The sequence below is a fragment of the Psychrobacter sp. PSP genome, assembly GCF_024085615.1.
Lineage (GTDB): Bacteria > Pseudomonadota > Gammaproteobacteria > Pseudomonadales > Moraxellaceae > Psychrobacter > Psychrobacter pacificensis.
The window spans coordinates 1-13,819 of the sequence record NZ_JABLTF010000018.1 but is presented as its reverse complement, the minus strand read 5'-3'; the positions used below and the strand labels follow the sequence as shown (position 1 = coordinate 13,819).

At 44.8% G+C, this 13,819-nt stretch carries 15 protein-coding genes; 8 read left to right on the top strand and 7 right to left on the bottom strand.

The features are described from left to right. Window positions 1-59 precede the first annotated feature (59 nt). Window positions 60-968 (top strand): abortive infection family protein, encoded by a 909-nt coding sequence (locus HL061_RS08365; RefSeq protein ID WP_071002643.1) that lies wholly within the window; start codon window positions 60-62, stop codon window positions 966-968. A gap of 334 nt (window positions 969-1,302) precedes the next feature. On the opposite strand, the gene HL061_RS08360 is transcribed toward HL061_RS08365, so the two are convergent. The 4 genes from HL061_RS08360 to HL061_RS08345 all read right to left on the bottom strand — a co-directional run bounded on the left by HL061_RS08360 (window position 1,303) and on the right by HL061_RS08345 (window position 4,072). Then, window positions 1,303-1,449, bottom strand: coding sequence for a hypothetical protein (locus HL061_RS08360; protein WP_156770985.1), 147 nt, complete (start codon window positions 1,447-1,449; stop codon window positions 1,303-1,305). Window positions 1,450-1,467: 18 nt separating this feature from the next. Continuing rightward, window positions 1,468-2,010 carry an acyl-CoA thioesterase gene (locus tag HL061_RS08355; protein WP_071002642.1) on the bottom strand — a complete coding sequence of 181 codons (543 nt, stop codon included), beginning with the start codon at window positions 2,008-2,010 and terminating at the stop codon, window positions 1,468-1,470. A gap of 74 nt (window positions 2,011-2,084) precedes the next feature. Next, a complete protein-coding gene (locus HL061_RS08350) occupies window positions 2,085-3,134 on the bottom strand; it encodes an alpha/beta fold hydrolase (protein ID WP_071002641.1) in 1,050 nt (349 codons plus the stop codon). Between the two features lie 335 nt (window positions 3,135-3,469). After that, the gene (locus HL061_RS08345; RefSeq protein ID WP_071002640.1) at window positions 3,470-4,072 is read right to left on the bottom strand and encodes a YigZ family protein; all 603 of its coding nucleotides are present in this window, start codon (window positions 4,070-4,072) and stop codon (window positions 3,470-3,472) included. A gap of 199 nt (window positions 4,073-4,271) precedes the next feature. Here HL061_RS08345 and HL061_RS08340 point away from each other — a divergent pair, with 199 nt between their 5' ends. Together HL061_RS08340 and HL061_RS08335 are read left to right on the top strand one after the other, a co-directional pair. Beyond that, entirely contained in the window at window positions 4,272-4,976 is a 705-nt protein-coding gene (locus HL061_RS08340; protein ID WP_252962717.1) for a pseudouridine synthase, read from the top strand. Between the two features lie 331 nt (window positions 4,977-5,307). After that, complete coding sequence (locus tag HL061_RS08335) at window positions 5,308-6,372, top strand: disulfide isomerase DsbC N-terminal domain-containing protein (protein ID WP_252962716.1); 1,065 nt, start codon at window positions 5,308-5,310, stop codon at window positions 6,370-6,372. A gap of 140 nt (window positions 6,373-6,512) precedes the next feature. Here HL061_RS08335 and HL061_RS08330 read toward each other — a convergent pair whose 3' ends face one another. Continuing rightward, the gene (locus tag HL061_RS08330) at window positions 6,513-7,163 is read right to left on the bottom strand and encodes a DUF2939 domain-containing protein (protein WP_071002637.1); all 651 of its coding nucleotides are present in this window, start codon (window positions 7,161-7,163) and stop codon (window positions 6,513-6,515) included. Window positions 7,164-7,577: 414 nt separating this feature from the next. Between HL061_RS08330 and dnaJ the strand changes: the two genes are divergently transcribed. The 5 genes from dnaJ (at window position 7,578) to HL061_RS08305 (ending at window position 11,575) form a co-directional block, all read left to right on the top strand. Beyond that, window positions 7,578-8,702 (top strand): molecular chaperone DnaJ, encoded by a 1,125-nt coding sequence (gene dnaJ / locus HL061_RS08325; RefSeq protein ID WP_071002636.1) that lies wholly within the window; start codon window positions 7,578-7,580, stop codon window positions 8,700-8,702. 184 nt (window positions 8,703-8,886) lie between these two features. Continuing rightward, complete coding sequence (gene dapB / locus HL061_RS08320; protein WP_252962715.1) at window positions 8,887-9,717, top strand: 4-hydroxy-tetrahydrodipicolinate reductase; 831 nt, start codon at window positions 8,887-8,889, stop codon at window positions 9,715-9,717. A 137-nt stretch (window positions 9,718-9,854) separates the two neighbouring features. Next, the gene (locus tag HL061_RS08315) at window positions 9,855-10,211 is read left to right on the top strand and encodes an IS630 transposase-related protein (protein WP_071002712.1); all 357 of its coding nucleotides are present in this window, start codon (window positions 9,855-9,857) and stop codon (window positions 10,209-10,211) included. Then, window positions 10,192-10,704, top strand: a complete 513-nt coding sequence (locus HL061_RS08310) for an IS630 family transposase (protein WP_227517133.1) — start codon at window positions 10,192-10,194, stop codon at window positions 10,702-10,704. The genes HL061_RS08315 and HL061_RS08310 overlap by 20 nt, the downstream gene beginning before the upstream one ends. 19 nt (window positions 10,705-10,723) lie before the next feature. After that, the gene (locus tag HL061_RS08305; protein WP_252962714.1) at window positions 10,724-11,575 is read left to right on the top strand and encodes a type II and III secretion system protein; all 852 of its coding nucleotides are present in this window, start codon (window positions 10,724-10,726) and stop codon (window positions 11,573-11,575) included. Window positions 11,576-11,657: 82 nt separating this feature from the next. On the opposite strand, the gene HL061_RS08300 is transcribed toward HL061_RS08305, so the two are convergent. Then, a complete protein-coding gene (locus HL061_RS08300) occupies window positions 11,658-12,833 on the bottom strand; it encodes a type III PLP-dependent enzyme (RefSeq protein WP_186475458.1) in 1,176 nt (391 codons plus the stop codon). Window positions 12,834-12,947: 114 nt separating this feature from the next. Further along, window positions 12,948-13,502, bottom strand: coding sequence for a peptide deformylase (gene def / locus HL061_RS08295; protein WP_252962713.1), 555 nt, complete (start codon window positions 13,500-13,502; stop codon window positions 12,948-12,950). Window positions 13,503-13,819: the final 317 nt, after the last annotated feature.

Sequence of the window (13,819 nt, the reverse complement as noted above, 5' to 3'; positions counted from 1 at the left end):
TTATTAATGCATATACTTGATATTACTAAATGTCTAGCCAAAGAAAGTTGAAATAAATAATGAATAAAATATCTCAAATTACTCGACGCAATATATTTGATATCTTAAAAATAGAAGAGATTTGGTGGGCAGGAAAGCTAAATGAAACAGAGTTTTTATCTAGAATTTATGATTTAGAGAGCATGCCTTCTACAGATTCTAGATACGAAAATGCCGCAGGTGATATATGGCAACACAGAATTAATAATTATGACTGGGAGGATGATTGGGTATTCAGTGATGCAAGATTTAACTTGCTAAATTGCGATGACGCCTCTCTTTTGAACTTTCTCTGTCTGATGATACATCCAATGGTAAGAACTGATCAAAAGGAAGTTGAAAGAATAACAAAGGTACTCAACGATAATTTGTATCATGATGAGTTCGAGATTGTTGAAACAACCAAAATATCTGGTAGACCAGTTTTTAGTGGAAAAATGAAGTTTACAGGAAAAACATCGATCGAAAGAAAAAGTAATGAAATCAAAGTTATTTTTAACGCTGAGTACGTTTCTCAGCAGATTAACTTAATGGAATCATCAATTGAAACTTCACCTTATCAAGCGATAGGAGTAGCGAAAGAGTTGATTGAAACTGCTTGTAAATCAATCTTTAAAAGTAGGCAAGAAGAATACAATAAAAACTGGGACTTATCTAAATTAATGAAAGAAACCACTAAGCTGCTCAAAATTACGCCTGACAATATATCTAATGAAGCAAAAGCAGCGAGTTCGATACGACAGATTCTAGGTAGCTTGTCTGCTGTTGTCCAAGGCATTGCAGAGGTTAGAAACGAATATGGTAGTGGTCATGGCAAAGATAGTGATTTCAAAGGTCTACAACCTAGGCACGCTAAGTTAGCAGTTGGAGCATCATCTACCTTAGCTATATATCTACTAGAAACACATGAAATGAGAAAAGATAGCTAAGAAAACTGACCCATTTTTATAACTCAGCAGCCCAACCACATCATCACCGCTAATCAGCAAATTCCAATGATACGCCCTAAACAGACTGAATCTAGTTCTCTATTTCAACAAATTTATCGTTAGTATGATGCCGAACCCGTCTGGATCAGTCAGCTCAATACCGTTTTCATTCCAATAAAGATTTTGTGAGGTAACTGCTAGTATCTCTGCCTGTTTCGTTCTCTCTATAATGGCTTGGATTTCCTCTTCACTATCTAACTAAGTAAAATACGATCAAATTGTCCTTGTCAGGATGATGGTTTGCTTTATCAGCGGAATAGGTAAACTCCATATGCTAATCCTGATCGGGAAATCCTAAAAAAACACCATCGTAACCATTATGATCTTTGAAGCCGCCCAGCTTTTCCAGTCCAATAATATTCTGATAAAAATCAATAAGGGTGCCCAAATTATTGGTGTGCCGTGCATATCGAAATTTCATAAGTATCCTTACTCAATCCTAGTACTGCGGTGGCCATGGACGATCACGATCGCTCTCTATCCATTCGGCGACATAGCCGGTTGGCGGCATATCCCAATCAGATTGTCCCAATACTGCCAGTACTTGTGCCGTGTCAATCACCCGACCGCCTTTGGTCACGCCCGTACGCAGTAGCGCAGATGAGCAAGGTTTGCCCTTGACCCACATGGATTGTTCAATATAGAGCCAACGCGCATCGATACCGACGATTTTGGTTTTTAGCGTGACCTTTTCAAACGCACGAATACGCTTGCGATATTGGATGGTACTGCCAGCGATGACCAGACCCCAACGCTGTTTTAGCAGCTGCGTGCCAAGTCCGCTACGCACCGCAAAGTCCATACGCCCCAAATCATACAGCGTGAATACGCGACCGTTATTCATCTCCAAGAAGTTATCGATATCCGTCAGGCGACAGCGAAACTGGATCTCGCTGGTTTCTTTTAGGGTCAAGGTATCGCCCTTTTTTGCTTTTAAGGCGGCATGAGCGATGGTGCTGGCATAACGGATAAATGGGTACATAAAGTCGTCTCGAAGGTTTAAAGGACAGTATTAAAAATCGTTAAATTAGGAGCTATTGTCAGGGCTACTTAGGCCTATTTTTTACGTGACTCGACCCCAATCCAATTGAAGTACGCACTCACCGTTTCGGGTATCCAGTTAATATCAAATTTTGAAGATTTGCCATTAGTATTATTTTTTGCTCGACCTTTATCTGAGCGATAACGCAAATAGCCGATATGTCCACCGTGCTCAGTATCTAAGATAGTGACGCTATCAGAGACATCGTTTGGTGTCGCGGTAAAGCCAATAAACGGATCGTCCTTTGCACTGATGAGTAATAAAGGCTTGGTCACTTTGATCAAATAGGGAAGGGCGGACGAGGCTTGATAGTAGTGGTTGTTAGAGCGGTAGCCATGACGCGGCGCGGTAAAGATATCATCAAAGTCACTGATGCGATTGACCGCTTTGATCGAGTCGATCTCCTCTTGAGTAATGTCATTGGCTAAGGCTTTTTTGATAATTGGGTTGAGCAAATAAGGCGTATAAATACGATGACTTAAAAAGCTATGCATACTAAGCGCCGCTGATGACATATCAACAGGGGCGGAGATAACTACGGCACCTTTACAAAGAACCTTGTCTTCGTATTCGCCCATATATTTTGCCAGTGCATTGCCACCTAAAGAGACACCGACTGCATAGATATTGGCGTATTTTTCGCTTAGGTTTTGCAGCATGTAGTGCACTTCGCCCGTATCACCTGCATTATAAAACACCCGTCCACTAGCTGGAATACCACCACAACTGCGGAAATGGGCGACCACAAAGTGCCAGCCTTGCGCGTACATCTGATAAGCCAGAGCGCGGGCATAATGGCTATCGCTACTGCCTTCCATACCGTGGAACAAAACGATTAATGGCGTTTGTTCAAGTTCACCATTTTCTGAATGTTCTATAGGATGCGCATCATAAAAATCGTAAGCAATATCGCTTTCGTCCAAAGAGTCTTTTTCGACTTCGCGGCGATAAGTTGGTGCTTTTGGCGCAAAGAACTTGGGCAAGATGCTTTGCAAGTGTGGATTGGTCAGCCAAAAGGGCGGCTTAAAAGGCGCTGGAGAAAAGGGTTTGGTTGAGGTTGACATATTTTGGTCTTATTTAATGATCGTGGAAAAGCAAAAAAGTAGCGTGGTGAGGTTTTTTATCATAACGCCAGCACTGACGAAATCCAATAATTTTCAGTGAACGCATGATTACTGAAATGGCTGACAAGCTAATAAATGGCGACTGAATACAACTATAGTAAAACCGTTATAAAAATGGTATAGCAAGATTAAACGCTATTTTTCGCAGCCTCTAGAGACGCAGTCACAGCAAGCAAGAAAAGTAGCATTTAATCGAGTGCGTTTTCTATGCTGTATCAATTTTATTGAGGTTCTACTATGTTTAAGCGGCTAATGAGAAAGGTTAATCAGGTTTTTTAGACTTCTGGCTGATCCAATACACGACCATCCATCGCCAGCCGCTCTTTTAGACTCTCGATATCTGCCTGTGCCAGTGTTGCGGTCAGCGTGACTTGTTTGCTATAGGCGACATCATCAATATGACCGCCCAAGCTCTCTATCATATAGCGGCATTGTGCCTCGGTCGCAAACTCTGCGAGTATCTGAATCTGTGTCATGGGTACATACGGGTTCAATGTCATCTCATCGACCGCGGCTTGGGCCGCGCCTGCATAAGCGCGCGTCAGACCACCAGCGCCCAGCTTGATACCACCGAAATACCGCACCACGATAATGATCACATTGCCGATGGACTTGTGCTGCAAGACATTTAATATTGGTCTGCCTGCGGTGCCGCTTGGCTCGCCGTCATCATCGAAACCTGCGCTGGTCGTATTGTCAGGGTCACCAATGATGTAGCCCCAACAAAAATGCCGTGCATCTGGATATTGTTCGCGCAGTTGTTCCACGTGAAACATGGCCTCTTCACGCGAGATCACCGGATACGCGTAAGCAATAAACTCAGATTTCTTAATTTCTAGGCGCGCGGTGACGGCGCGTTTTAGGGTTTGATAGCTCATATTTCATCAGGCTTAGGTTGGATATGGTAAACTTAGCTAACTGTCACTGTCGTCCATATTGGCCGCAGTATTCATTTTATTTTTCATTATAGTACCATTTCTAACCATCGAAGATAACGAGACGCTCATGGCTGAGTGTGCTGGTGTCGTTAGTTTCTGATTTAGGGCTGGTATCATAAAACCGATGGTAGTAAATAGTATGCGTTTAGATAAATTTATCAGTAAAGCCACCGAGCTGTCACGCAAAGAGTCCAAAAAAATCCTCCACGCCTCTGAGGTCACCGTCAATGATGAGGTGGTCAAAGACCCAGGCCTCCATGTCGATGTCATCAACGATGAGGTGATGTGGGCAGGCGAGCCGCTGTCAGTTGCGACAGGCAATCGCTATATCTTGCTGTACAAGCCTGAAGGCTTTGAGTGTACGCTAAAAGCCAAAGAACACCCAATTGTCACTGAGCTGATTGCCGTACCAGAGCTGGGCAGCTTGCGTATCGCTGGCCGTCTCGATGTCGACACCACCGGCGCGCTACTCATGAGTGATGATGGCGGCTGGCTACACCGTGTCACCAGTCCTAAGCATGAACATGCAAAAGTCTATGAGCTGACCCTAGCATCGCCGATGGATAGCGATGCCCAAGAAAAAGCGGTGAAAAAAGTCGCTGAAGGCATCTTATTAGAAGGCGACTATGAGCCGACCAAACCTGCTACGCTCGAGTTCATCGATGAGACACACGCCCGTCTGACACTAGAGCAGGGCAAATACCATCAAGTCAAACGCATGATGGGTTACTTTGGCAATAGAGTGACGGAGCTGCACCGCGCCAGTATCGGTCATATCAATCTAGACGGCTTAGAGAAAGGCGACAGTCGTTTCTTAACGCCAGAAGAAGTCGCCAAGTTCTAGTCTCTGACCTCTTTAGTATGCGCATCCATACTACTGTTTAAGTTATTATTTTAAATTCATCAGCAGCCACGACACCGTGTGCTGCTTTTTGTTGTCAGCTATTTATGTTTGTGATTCTCTATCACTATTTCTGCGCTCTGCTTGTGTTGCCTATCTCTTAAAGCTGGGTAGCCATTTTGCAAAACTACGCTTTTATGGCTTTGCAAAAACCTTCTTTGTGCTAAAGTCTGTCTAATATTTTAATATATTCTTTTACATAATATAATTGCGATTAATAAGAGCTGGCTTTGTGAAGCGCTGCATTTATTAAAAACCAACTGGGATTGTTTCTGTGACATTATCTGTATTTAAATCTGCGAGCTTAATCAGCGTCATCTTATTAGCCACTACTGCTTGTGCCCAACCAAGTTCGGCGGATGCGACACGCACCCAATTGACCCAAAACAATCAAAGCATGCAGACGAGCAAAGCGGTAAGTGCAACTGTTGATAAGCGGTTGCGCCAAGTGCTGACCCAAGCCGGTATCAAAACGCAGATTACCTCCATTGCGCCGTCCAAATTACCCAATATGTATCAGGTAAACTTGGCGGGTCAGCCGCCGCTGCACATCACAAAAGACGGTCGTTATGTCATCCAAGGTGAGTTAAAAAAGAATCCAAGCAAGCGGGTAGTGACCAAAACACCAGTACGCAGCACGAGTGCGCAGGTAGGCAAGCCTGTCAGTGCAGCAGTCAAATCGGTGCTGCTCAAAAATACGCGTGCGCTCAAAAACATGAGTGCAAAAACGCCGTTTTTTTATACCGCGGTACCGGGCGTGATTTGGGGCGCAACGCTAGAAGGAGTGCCTTTCTTGTTATCGGACGATGCGCAGTACATCACTGACGGTGAGATATCAGTGATCGAAAACGGTCAGTTTATCGGACTCGATGAGAGTTTTGAGCGTCGCAAAAATCAATCGGTGTTTGCGACATTGAATGACAGCCAGCTGATTACTTATCCAGCGACCAGTCCTGAGAGGGCGGTGATCTATGTGGCTGATGACGTCAACTGCCCGTATTGCCGTCGATTTCATCAGCAAATATCCATGCTCAATGCAAAAGGCGTCACGGTAAAAATCATTGGCTATCCGATATACGAGCAGTCCCCTGAGCAAATGCGTGGTATTTGGTGCCAAGATAGCGAGAGCAGTCGTCGTCATGCATTCGATAAGGCGATGCTACAAGGAGAGATGACACCTACACCAGCAAGCTGCAACGCCGACCACGTGACGCCCAATCGCGAAAAAGCCGCTGGACTGGCAGTGATAGCAACGCCTGCTATCTACCGTGAGGATGGCGTGCTGTATCAAGCAAGTTTTGAGAGTCCTGAGTTTTTAGAATTTTTGGGTATCGAATAATCACATTGGTGTCGTTCACATTTTAGTGAATAAAGATTTTAAATCACGCCACAAAAAACCGCTTTATGAGCTGATTCATAAAGCGGTTTTTATCGTTTGACTTATCAAAATGTTGAATATCAAAAGCGGTCTCAATTCGTCTATGGCAAAACAATATCGACGATCTTCCACTGAATCAAGCCTTGGCGCTGCATCTCTATCGTGAGCGGATAGCCTTTGACTTGACCGCTGATAGCAAAGCAATTGATACCGCAGTAGCTCAATGTTGGCTTGTCACTATCGTTGCCTTGTGCGGCTTGTTGCTCAAGCTCCGCGGCTTGTTTTTTCATGACTTGCTGGATTTGGCTCTTGACCACCGCATCGACGTCGCCGCGCTGGATGATCAAGCTTTGAATGAGGTTTCTGAGATCGACCTGATCGCTTGCGATGGCCCATGCCGCCGCCAGCTCTTTGGTTGCTGTATTGGCTTGACCCTGAGTGTTAATGACTTTTTCGATATTTTGCGGGGTGATGGCACCATCGACGGCCTTTGTGATAAAGCCGTTGGCTGCTTGGGTTAATGCGTCTCCGCCGAGCTCAGCGATTAATGGATACTTTGTCATGGTCGTGGCAAATTGATCAGTCAGCTGATGTTGAATGCTTGGACGCACTTGCTCGTAATCAATGGTCGCTGCGATAGCGGCACCGTCTTTGACCTCATAAGCATTTTTGAGCTGATACGCACTGTAATAAGGGGAGCCTGCATAGACGGCTACGGCAATGACAATCAATAAAACAATCAGCTTTTTCATAAGATGGGGAACCTTGTCGCAAACGTCATGGGTATAAATGACCGTAGATATGGCGATAAATACTAGCACGACTCGTCATTATTCAGGTATGAAAAGCTTTGTAGTAATCTTAATAAATCGTGTATATCGCAACCTAACTGCCTTAACTACGAATTTCATGACTTAAGCGCTTGATAAATCAGCAGACCATCTCCATAAATAGCGCAAACTTTTTATAATTGATTTGGCTAAGTAGCCCCCACCGTATTTTTCGTTACATGCACATATTATCATCCTGTGACATTGTGGTTTGCCATGTTTCACATGAAACGTTGCTGTGTGATTGTGTATGAGATGAAGGCCGTCAATGGTAAAAGCTGATCAAAGCTAATGAACTGACGAGCTGGTGGTGCTACGAAGACGATAGGAGAAACCATGAGTAAACGCGATTTTTATGAAGTATTAGGTGTCAGCAAGACCGCTGACAGCAAGGAGATTAAGCGAGCTTACCGCAAGCTTGCCATGAAATATCATCCAGATCGCAACTCTGATGACCCTGATTCTGAAGACAAATTCAAAGAAGCCTCAATGGCTTATGAAGTACTGAGCGATGAAGAAAAGCGCTCAGCGTATGACCGCATGGGTCATGCTGCCTTTGAAAATGGCATGGGTGGCGGTGCAGGCGGCGGTAACTTCCAAGACATCTTTGGCGATATTTTTGGTAACTTTGGCGATATCTTTGGTCAATCACGTGGCGGTGGTGGTGGACGCACGCGTCGCGGCTCTGACTTGCGCTATGTGATCGAGCTCACCCTCGAAGAAGCAGTACGCGGCTGCAAAAAAGAAATCAGCTTCACCGCGCCAGCGCCATGTGACACTTGTGATGGTAAAGGTGCCAAAGATGCCTCTGATGTCGTGACCTGTCAGATGTGTCATGGTCAGGGTCAAGTGCGCATGCAGCAAGGTTTCTTTGCCGTGCAGCAGACTTGTCCGCAGTGTGGCGGCTCTGGTAAGCAAATCAAAAACCCTTGCCCTGACTGTCATGGCAATGGCGTCAAAGACAAATCACGCACGCTAGAAGTATCTATCCCAGCGGGCGTCGATGATGGTGATCGCGTCCGTCTGGCAGGTGAAGGCGAAGCTGGCGCCGCAGGCGTACAGAACGGCGACTTGTATGTCGAAGTACGTGTCAAACCGCACAACGTCTTTACTCGTCAAGGCGCGGACCTCTATATGGATGTACCAGTCAGTATCACGGATGCCGCACTTGGTAAAGAAGTTGAAATCCCAACCTTGGATGGTAAAGTAAAAATCAAAGTGGCAGAAGGGACGCAGAGTGGCAAACTGCTACGTGTACGCGGCAAAGGCGTGACGCCAGTACGCACCACGATGAAAGGCGACTTGATCTGCCGTGTGGTCATCGAAACCCCTGTCAATCTGACTCGTGAGCAAAAAGATCTATTGCGTCAGTTCCAAGATACGTTAGATGATGACAGTAAGCATCAGCAGTCGCCACATAAAAAATCATTCTTTAAAAAGATTGGCGATTTGTTTGACTGATTATTTAACTCAGACAGACTGTTGCTAGATAGCCATACTGAGAGTAAGCCCAAAGGTTTCACATGAAACCTTTGGGCTTTTTCTTGTGCTGATAAAAAACCACTCAGTTAACGATATTTGTTAAACTGACGATAAATGATATCCAAAAATAACCCACCAAATATAAAGTATGTAAGGTAGCGATATGAGTCAACAAACAACAGAACAAACCATTAAAGTTGGTGTGATCGGTGCAGGTGGTCGTATGGGTCGTATGCTTATCGAAGCGGTACAAAATAATCCTAAGACCATCCTGAATGCAGCGATTGAGCGCCAAGGATCGAGTCTCGTCGGCGCGGATGCAGGCGAGGTGGCAGCTATTGGACGTTTAGAGGTGCAAATCGTTGACGAGCTAGAGGCTGTAATTAATGACATCGATGTGCTGATTGACTTTAGCTTGCCTGATGCGACTGAAAAAAACATGCAAGTTTGTGCCGAGCATAATGTCGCGATGGTTATTGGCACCACAGGATTTAATGAGGCGCAAGAGCAGGTATTGGCAAAAGCCAGTGGAAAAATCGCTATCGTCTACGCAGGTAACTATTCAACCGGCGTTAACCTGTCATTGAAACTACTTGGTATGGCAGCCAAAGCATTTGGCAATGATGCTGACGTAGAGATCATCGAAGCGCATCACAAACACAAAATCGATGCCCCATCTGGTACCGCATATATGATGGCAGAAGCCGTCGCAGAGGCGCGCGGACAGAATCTAAAAGACGTCGCTATCTACGGACGCGAAGGACAAACGGGTGAGCGTGAGTCGGGCACGATTGGTATTCATGCCGTACGCGGTGGAGAGATCGTAGGCGACCATACCGTGATGTTTATCGCTGATGGTGAGGTGGTTGAGATTACTCACCGCGCACGAGAGCGCATGACCTTTGCCGCAGGTGCTGTACGTGCCGCAACTTGGGTGACTGAGCAAGCCATTGGGCAATATGATATGCAAGATGTGCTGGGTCTAAATGATTAGAGCGCATTGACGATGACTTAAAAAAGGTGAGGAGATGCAGGTGAGTCGTATACGTATAAAGCACGAATTGGCTATAGTCAATCCCACTTAAAAATGTTATAAACTAATTATCAAACCCAATTGTTATTATAAAGACCATGACTTACTCACTAGATTTTCGCAAACAAGTGCTAAAAAGCTTAGACGAGGGTATGACCTTTGCCGAGGCAGCTGAATTCTATAACCTCAGCCCAACCACGATACAAAACTGGAAGCGGCGTGTTCATAGCAAAACAACCAGGCAAACCAAACCCTATAAAATACCAGATGACGTGCTACTTAATGATGTTAAAGAACATCCTGATGATTACCAGTATGAGCGAGCCCGTCGTCTAAACTGTAGTAAAACAGGCATTTATCATGCCCTAAAGCGCCTAGGCATCAGTCAAAAAAAAGACATTAGAGCATCCAAAAGCTTGCCCAATAAAAAGAGCGGTGTATCAGGGAAAGCTTAATAGCTTTACGCAGCAAGGCTATCCCATCGTTTATATGGATGAAAGTGGCTTTGAGTCTGAAACCATTCGCTCTCATGGTTATGCACCGATTGGTAAGCCTTGTATCGATAGCTACAACTGGCAAGGTAAAAGGCGAACCAACGTTATTGGTGCTCTGTATGAAAAGATGCTGTTTGCGCTTGATTACTTTGAGACAAACATCAACAGCATTGTCTTCTATCACTGGTGCAAACACAAACTAATCCCAAGTCTTAAAACAAAATGCGTGATTGTGATGGATAACGCCAAATTTCATAAAAGCAAACGCATTCAAAAGCTACTAAACAGGCACGGGCATCGTATTCTTTGGTTGCCGCCGTACAGCCCAGACCTAAACCCTATCGAAAAGAAATGGGCTCAAGTGAAGTTTCTACGCCAAGGCTGGATGGAAAACGACTTATCCAAATTGTTTTATGATGTTTGTCCTAGCCATAACAATTTTATTTTGAACTGACTATAGTACCATTCTTAAGGTGAATATTACCAAAAATATAAGCTTGCCCGCGTTTGCCCTAAGTCTGGCTGTCCTACCAATCACCGTACAAGCCAGTAACGTCCAAACCTATGTGATTGACACTTATGGCGGCGTGTCGCTACTGCCAGTGGTAAGGCAACAACTCAATAGTAGCGCTGATGGCGGCACCGTCAGCATCTACCAAGGTAAGCTAGTACTAATAACAACACCCCACAATTATCAAATGATACAGCAGCTACTCACGCAGATTGACCGTCAGCCACAAGCGCTCACAGTCGCTGTGCGTGTTGGCAATAGCAGCAGTGTTCAGGATAATATTCGTCAGGGTCAGGTTATTATTACCAAGCGCAATATTCAGGGATCGGGTGTTTGGAATCAAAGTAACGGCCAGAAGCAAAGCAGCAGTTTATATCAAGTACAGACGCTTTCTGGTAGTGCCGCTAGTATCAGTACCGGCACGCTCTATTCATTGACGCAGAACTATCGTGCCACTATTCAACCAAATTATCACTATCCCATTGACCGTCAGCCAAGCGCGCAAATTGTCATTCAGCAGCAGGTACTACTGCCAACGACGCAAGGCATTACTGTCACACCGCGTCTACTACCGAATGGTCAAGTCGAAGTGAGGTTGTCACAAGTTGAAGAGCGACTGGCGCGATCCAACTCATCCTACAATAGGTACGGCACGAGCAGTAATAGCATTCAAAGTCAAAGTCTGAACAATACAATCATTGTGCCGCGCGGACAATGGGTGACGATCGGTGAGATTTCACAACGCTCAACCAGCAGCGGCAGTCGAACGACCAATAGCATTAATAGTGTACCGATAGCTTTATTGGTTCAATAGCTCATTATGCAAATGGCTAAATACAAAAAAGCGCGGTGTTATTAATAGCACCGCGCTTCTCTATAGATGATAGGTTCAAACCCTAGTCAATATAAACCACTTCAAGCGGCGGAAATCCATTGAACTCAACTGATGAATACGAGTTGGTATAAGCACCCGTGGTGAGCCAATAGATTTTGTCACCAATCTCAAGCTCCTCTGGTAACTGATAACCTGCTTCTTCGTACATGATATCGGTTGAGTCACAAGTTGGCCCTGCCAATACGACTGTCCCTTCACTGGTAGACGTTTCCATCTTGGGAGTATAAACAGGATATTTGATGGCTTCGCCGAGCGTCTCGATTAAGCCTTGGAATAAACCAACATCCGTATAGACCCAGCGCGCCAAATCTGTGTCTGATTTGCGAGAGATCAGTACCACATCACTCACCAAGACACCTGAACCACCAACGAGTGAACGACCTGGTTCTAAAATAATCTCAGGCATCTCATCTGCATCGTAGTCATCAGTCAAATAGCTGGTAATCTCTTCTGCATAGACCTTAATAGGATTGACTTCGCTGATGTAGTTGGTTGGGAAGCCGCCACCTAGATTGATCATTTGTAGCTTGATGCCTTCTTCGTTCTTCATCCAGTCAAACATATATTTAACTTTGGCTAATGCATCATCCCATGCCGCAACGTCTTTTTGCTGGCTACCCACATGGAACGAGATACCATAAGGTACCAAGCCAAGCTCACGCGCCTGAATAAGCAAATCAATGGCCATATTAGGGTGACAGCCAAACTTACGTGACAATGGCCATTCTGCTGTCTCTGATCCTTGTACCAATATGCGCACAAATACTTTAGAACCAGGGGCATGTTTAGCAATATTTTTAAGGTCTGCTTCTGAATCAGTCGCGTACAGATCGATACCTTTTTCAAAGGCATATTTGACATGGGCGGCTTTTTTGATGGTGTTGCCATAAGAAATGCGTGATGGCTCAACACCGCAATCCAGCACACGATCCAGCTCATAGATGGAGGCACAGTCAAAGTTAGAACCAAGCTTTGCCAGCAGATTGATAACTTCAACCGCAGGACTGGCTTTCATCGCATAATGCAGTTTGGCATTCGGGAACAGGCTGACCATCTCATGATACTTAGTCTCGATACGACTTAGATCCACCACTAAAAACGGGGTCTCACGACCCTCAGCAGCTTTGGTAAATTTCTGCCAGCTGGCAGGGTCAAAATATTGGTCAATTTTGATCATGGTCATAGTAGTAAACCTTTGGTGAGAACAGTATCTGCTAAAAAATTGGCACCATCTAGTGGATATCAGAGAGTAACATCCACTATAGGCATCATTATGTAAAGGAGAAAGAGATTAAGAATTGATCGGTTGTGACTGCTGCTCAGCGGACTGGGCGCCTTGCTTTTCGCGCATCTTGAGGACTTTACGAACTTTATCACGGGCACGTGTCTGTTTCAAACGAGACAGGTAGTCGACGAATATCACGCCGTTGAGATGATCCATTTCGTGTTGGATACAGACGGCAAGCAAGCCTTCTACCACCTCATCAATGACGTCGCCGTTCTCGTCTAATGCTTCGATACGTACTTTATTAGGGCGCTCGACTTTGTCGTAGACATCTGGGACCGAAAGACAGCCTTCTTCGTACGGTTGTTTTTCTTCTACCAATGGCGTGACCTTTGGGTTGATAAATACTCTTGGGGCACTTTTGTCTTCAGACAAATCCATCACGATGAGCTGAATATGACGATCGACTTGGCTTGCAGCAAGGCCAATGCCCTGAGCATCATACATTGTCTCAATCATGTCTGAGATTAAGGTTTTGATTTCAGCAGTCACTTCCTTGACTGGCTTGGCAATCGTGCGCAAGCGGGGATCTGGGTAACTTAAGATAGGGAGTAGTGCCATAACGCTCACCTCAATGATAGGGACAAAATAGGGTTGATATTATAAGATAAATGGGGACAAAAGTAATGCTTATCAATACTTTCCCGTCTATATCAGGTCTCATGCATTCACAAATTAAAGATTTTTATAGGTATCTGGACACAAAAAAGCCTCACTTATGAACTGCCCCCATAAGTTGGACACAACTTATGGGGTATTTTTATGCGCTACGATCTAGACTTTAAGCTTGAAGTCATCGCATACTATATGCAAGGACATACTGGTCGTGCTACAGCTGAGGAATTTAACCTAGATAATAAGATAGTTATCAAATGGGT

What these genes read in the sequence shown, in the direction of transcription:
- HL061_RS08365 (WP_071002643.1), top strand. Translation starts at nt 60, where the DNA reads ATGAATAAAATATCTCAAATTACTCGACGCAATATATTTGATATCTTA.
- HL061_RS08360 (WP_156770985.1), bottom strand. Translation starts at nt 1,449, where the DNA reads ATGAAATTTCGATATGCACGGCACACCAATAATTTGGGCACCCTTATT.
- HL061_RS08355 (WP_071002642.1), bottom strand. Translation starts at nt 2,010, where the DNA reads ATGTACCCATTTATCCGTTATGCCAGCACCATCGCTCATGCCGCCTTA.
- HL061_RS08350 (WP_071002641.1), bottom strand. Translation starts at nt 3,134, where the DNA reads ATGTCAACCTCAACCAAACCCTTTTCTCCAGCGCCTTTTAAGCCGCCC.
- HL061_RS08345 (WP_071002640.1), bottom strand. Translation starts at nt 4,072, where the DNA reads ATGAGCTATCAAACCCTAAAACGCGCCGTCACCGCGCGCCTAGAAATT.
- HL061_RS08340 (WP_252962717.1), top strand. Translation starts at nt 4,272, where the DNA reads ATGCGTTTAGATAAATTTATCAGTAAAGCCACCGAGCTGTCACGCAAA.
- HL061_RS08330 (WP_071002637.1), bottom strand. Translation starts at nt 7,163, where the DNA reads ATGAAAAAGCTGATTGTTTTATTGATTGTCATTGCCGTAGCCGTCTAT.
- dnaJ (WP_071002636.1), top strand. Translation starts at nt 7,578, where the DNA reads ATGAGTAAACGCGATTTTTATGAAGTATTAGGTGTCAGCAAGACCGCT.
- dapB (WP_252962715.1), top strand. Translation starts at nt 8,887, where the DNA reads ATGAGTCAACAAACAACAGAACAAACCATTAAAGTTGGTGTGATCGGT.
- HL061_RS08315 (WP_071002712.1), top strand. Translation starts at nt 9,855, where the DNA reads ATGACTTACTCACTAGATTTTCGCAAACAAGTGCTAAAAAGCTTAGAC.
- HL061_RS08300 (WP_186475458.1), bottom strand. Translation starts at nt 12,833, where the DNA reads ATGATCAAAATTGACCAATATTTTGACCCTGCCAGCTGGCAGAAATTT.
- def (WP_252962713.1), bottom strand. Translation starts at nt 13,502, where the DNA reads ATGGCACTACTCCCTATCTTAAGTTACCCAGATCCCCGCTTGCGCACG.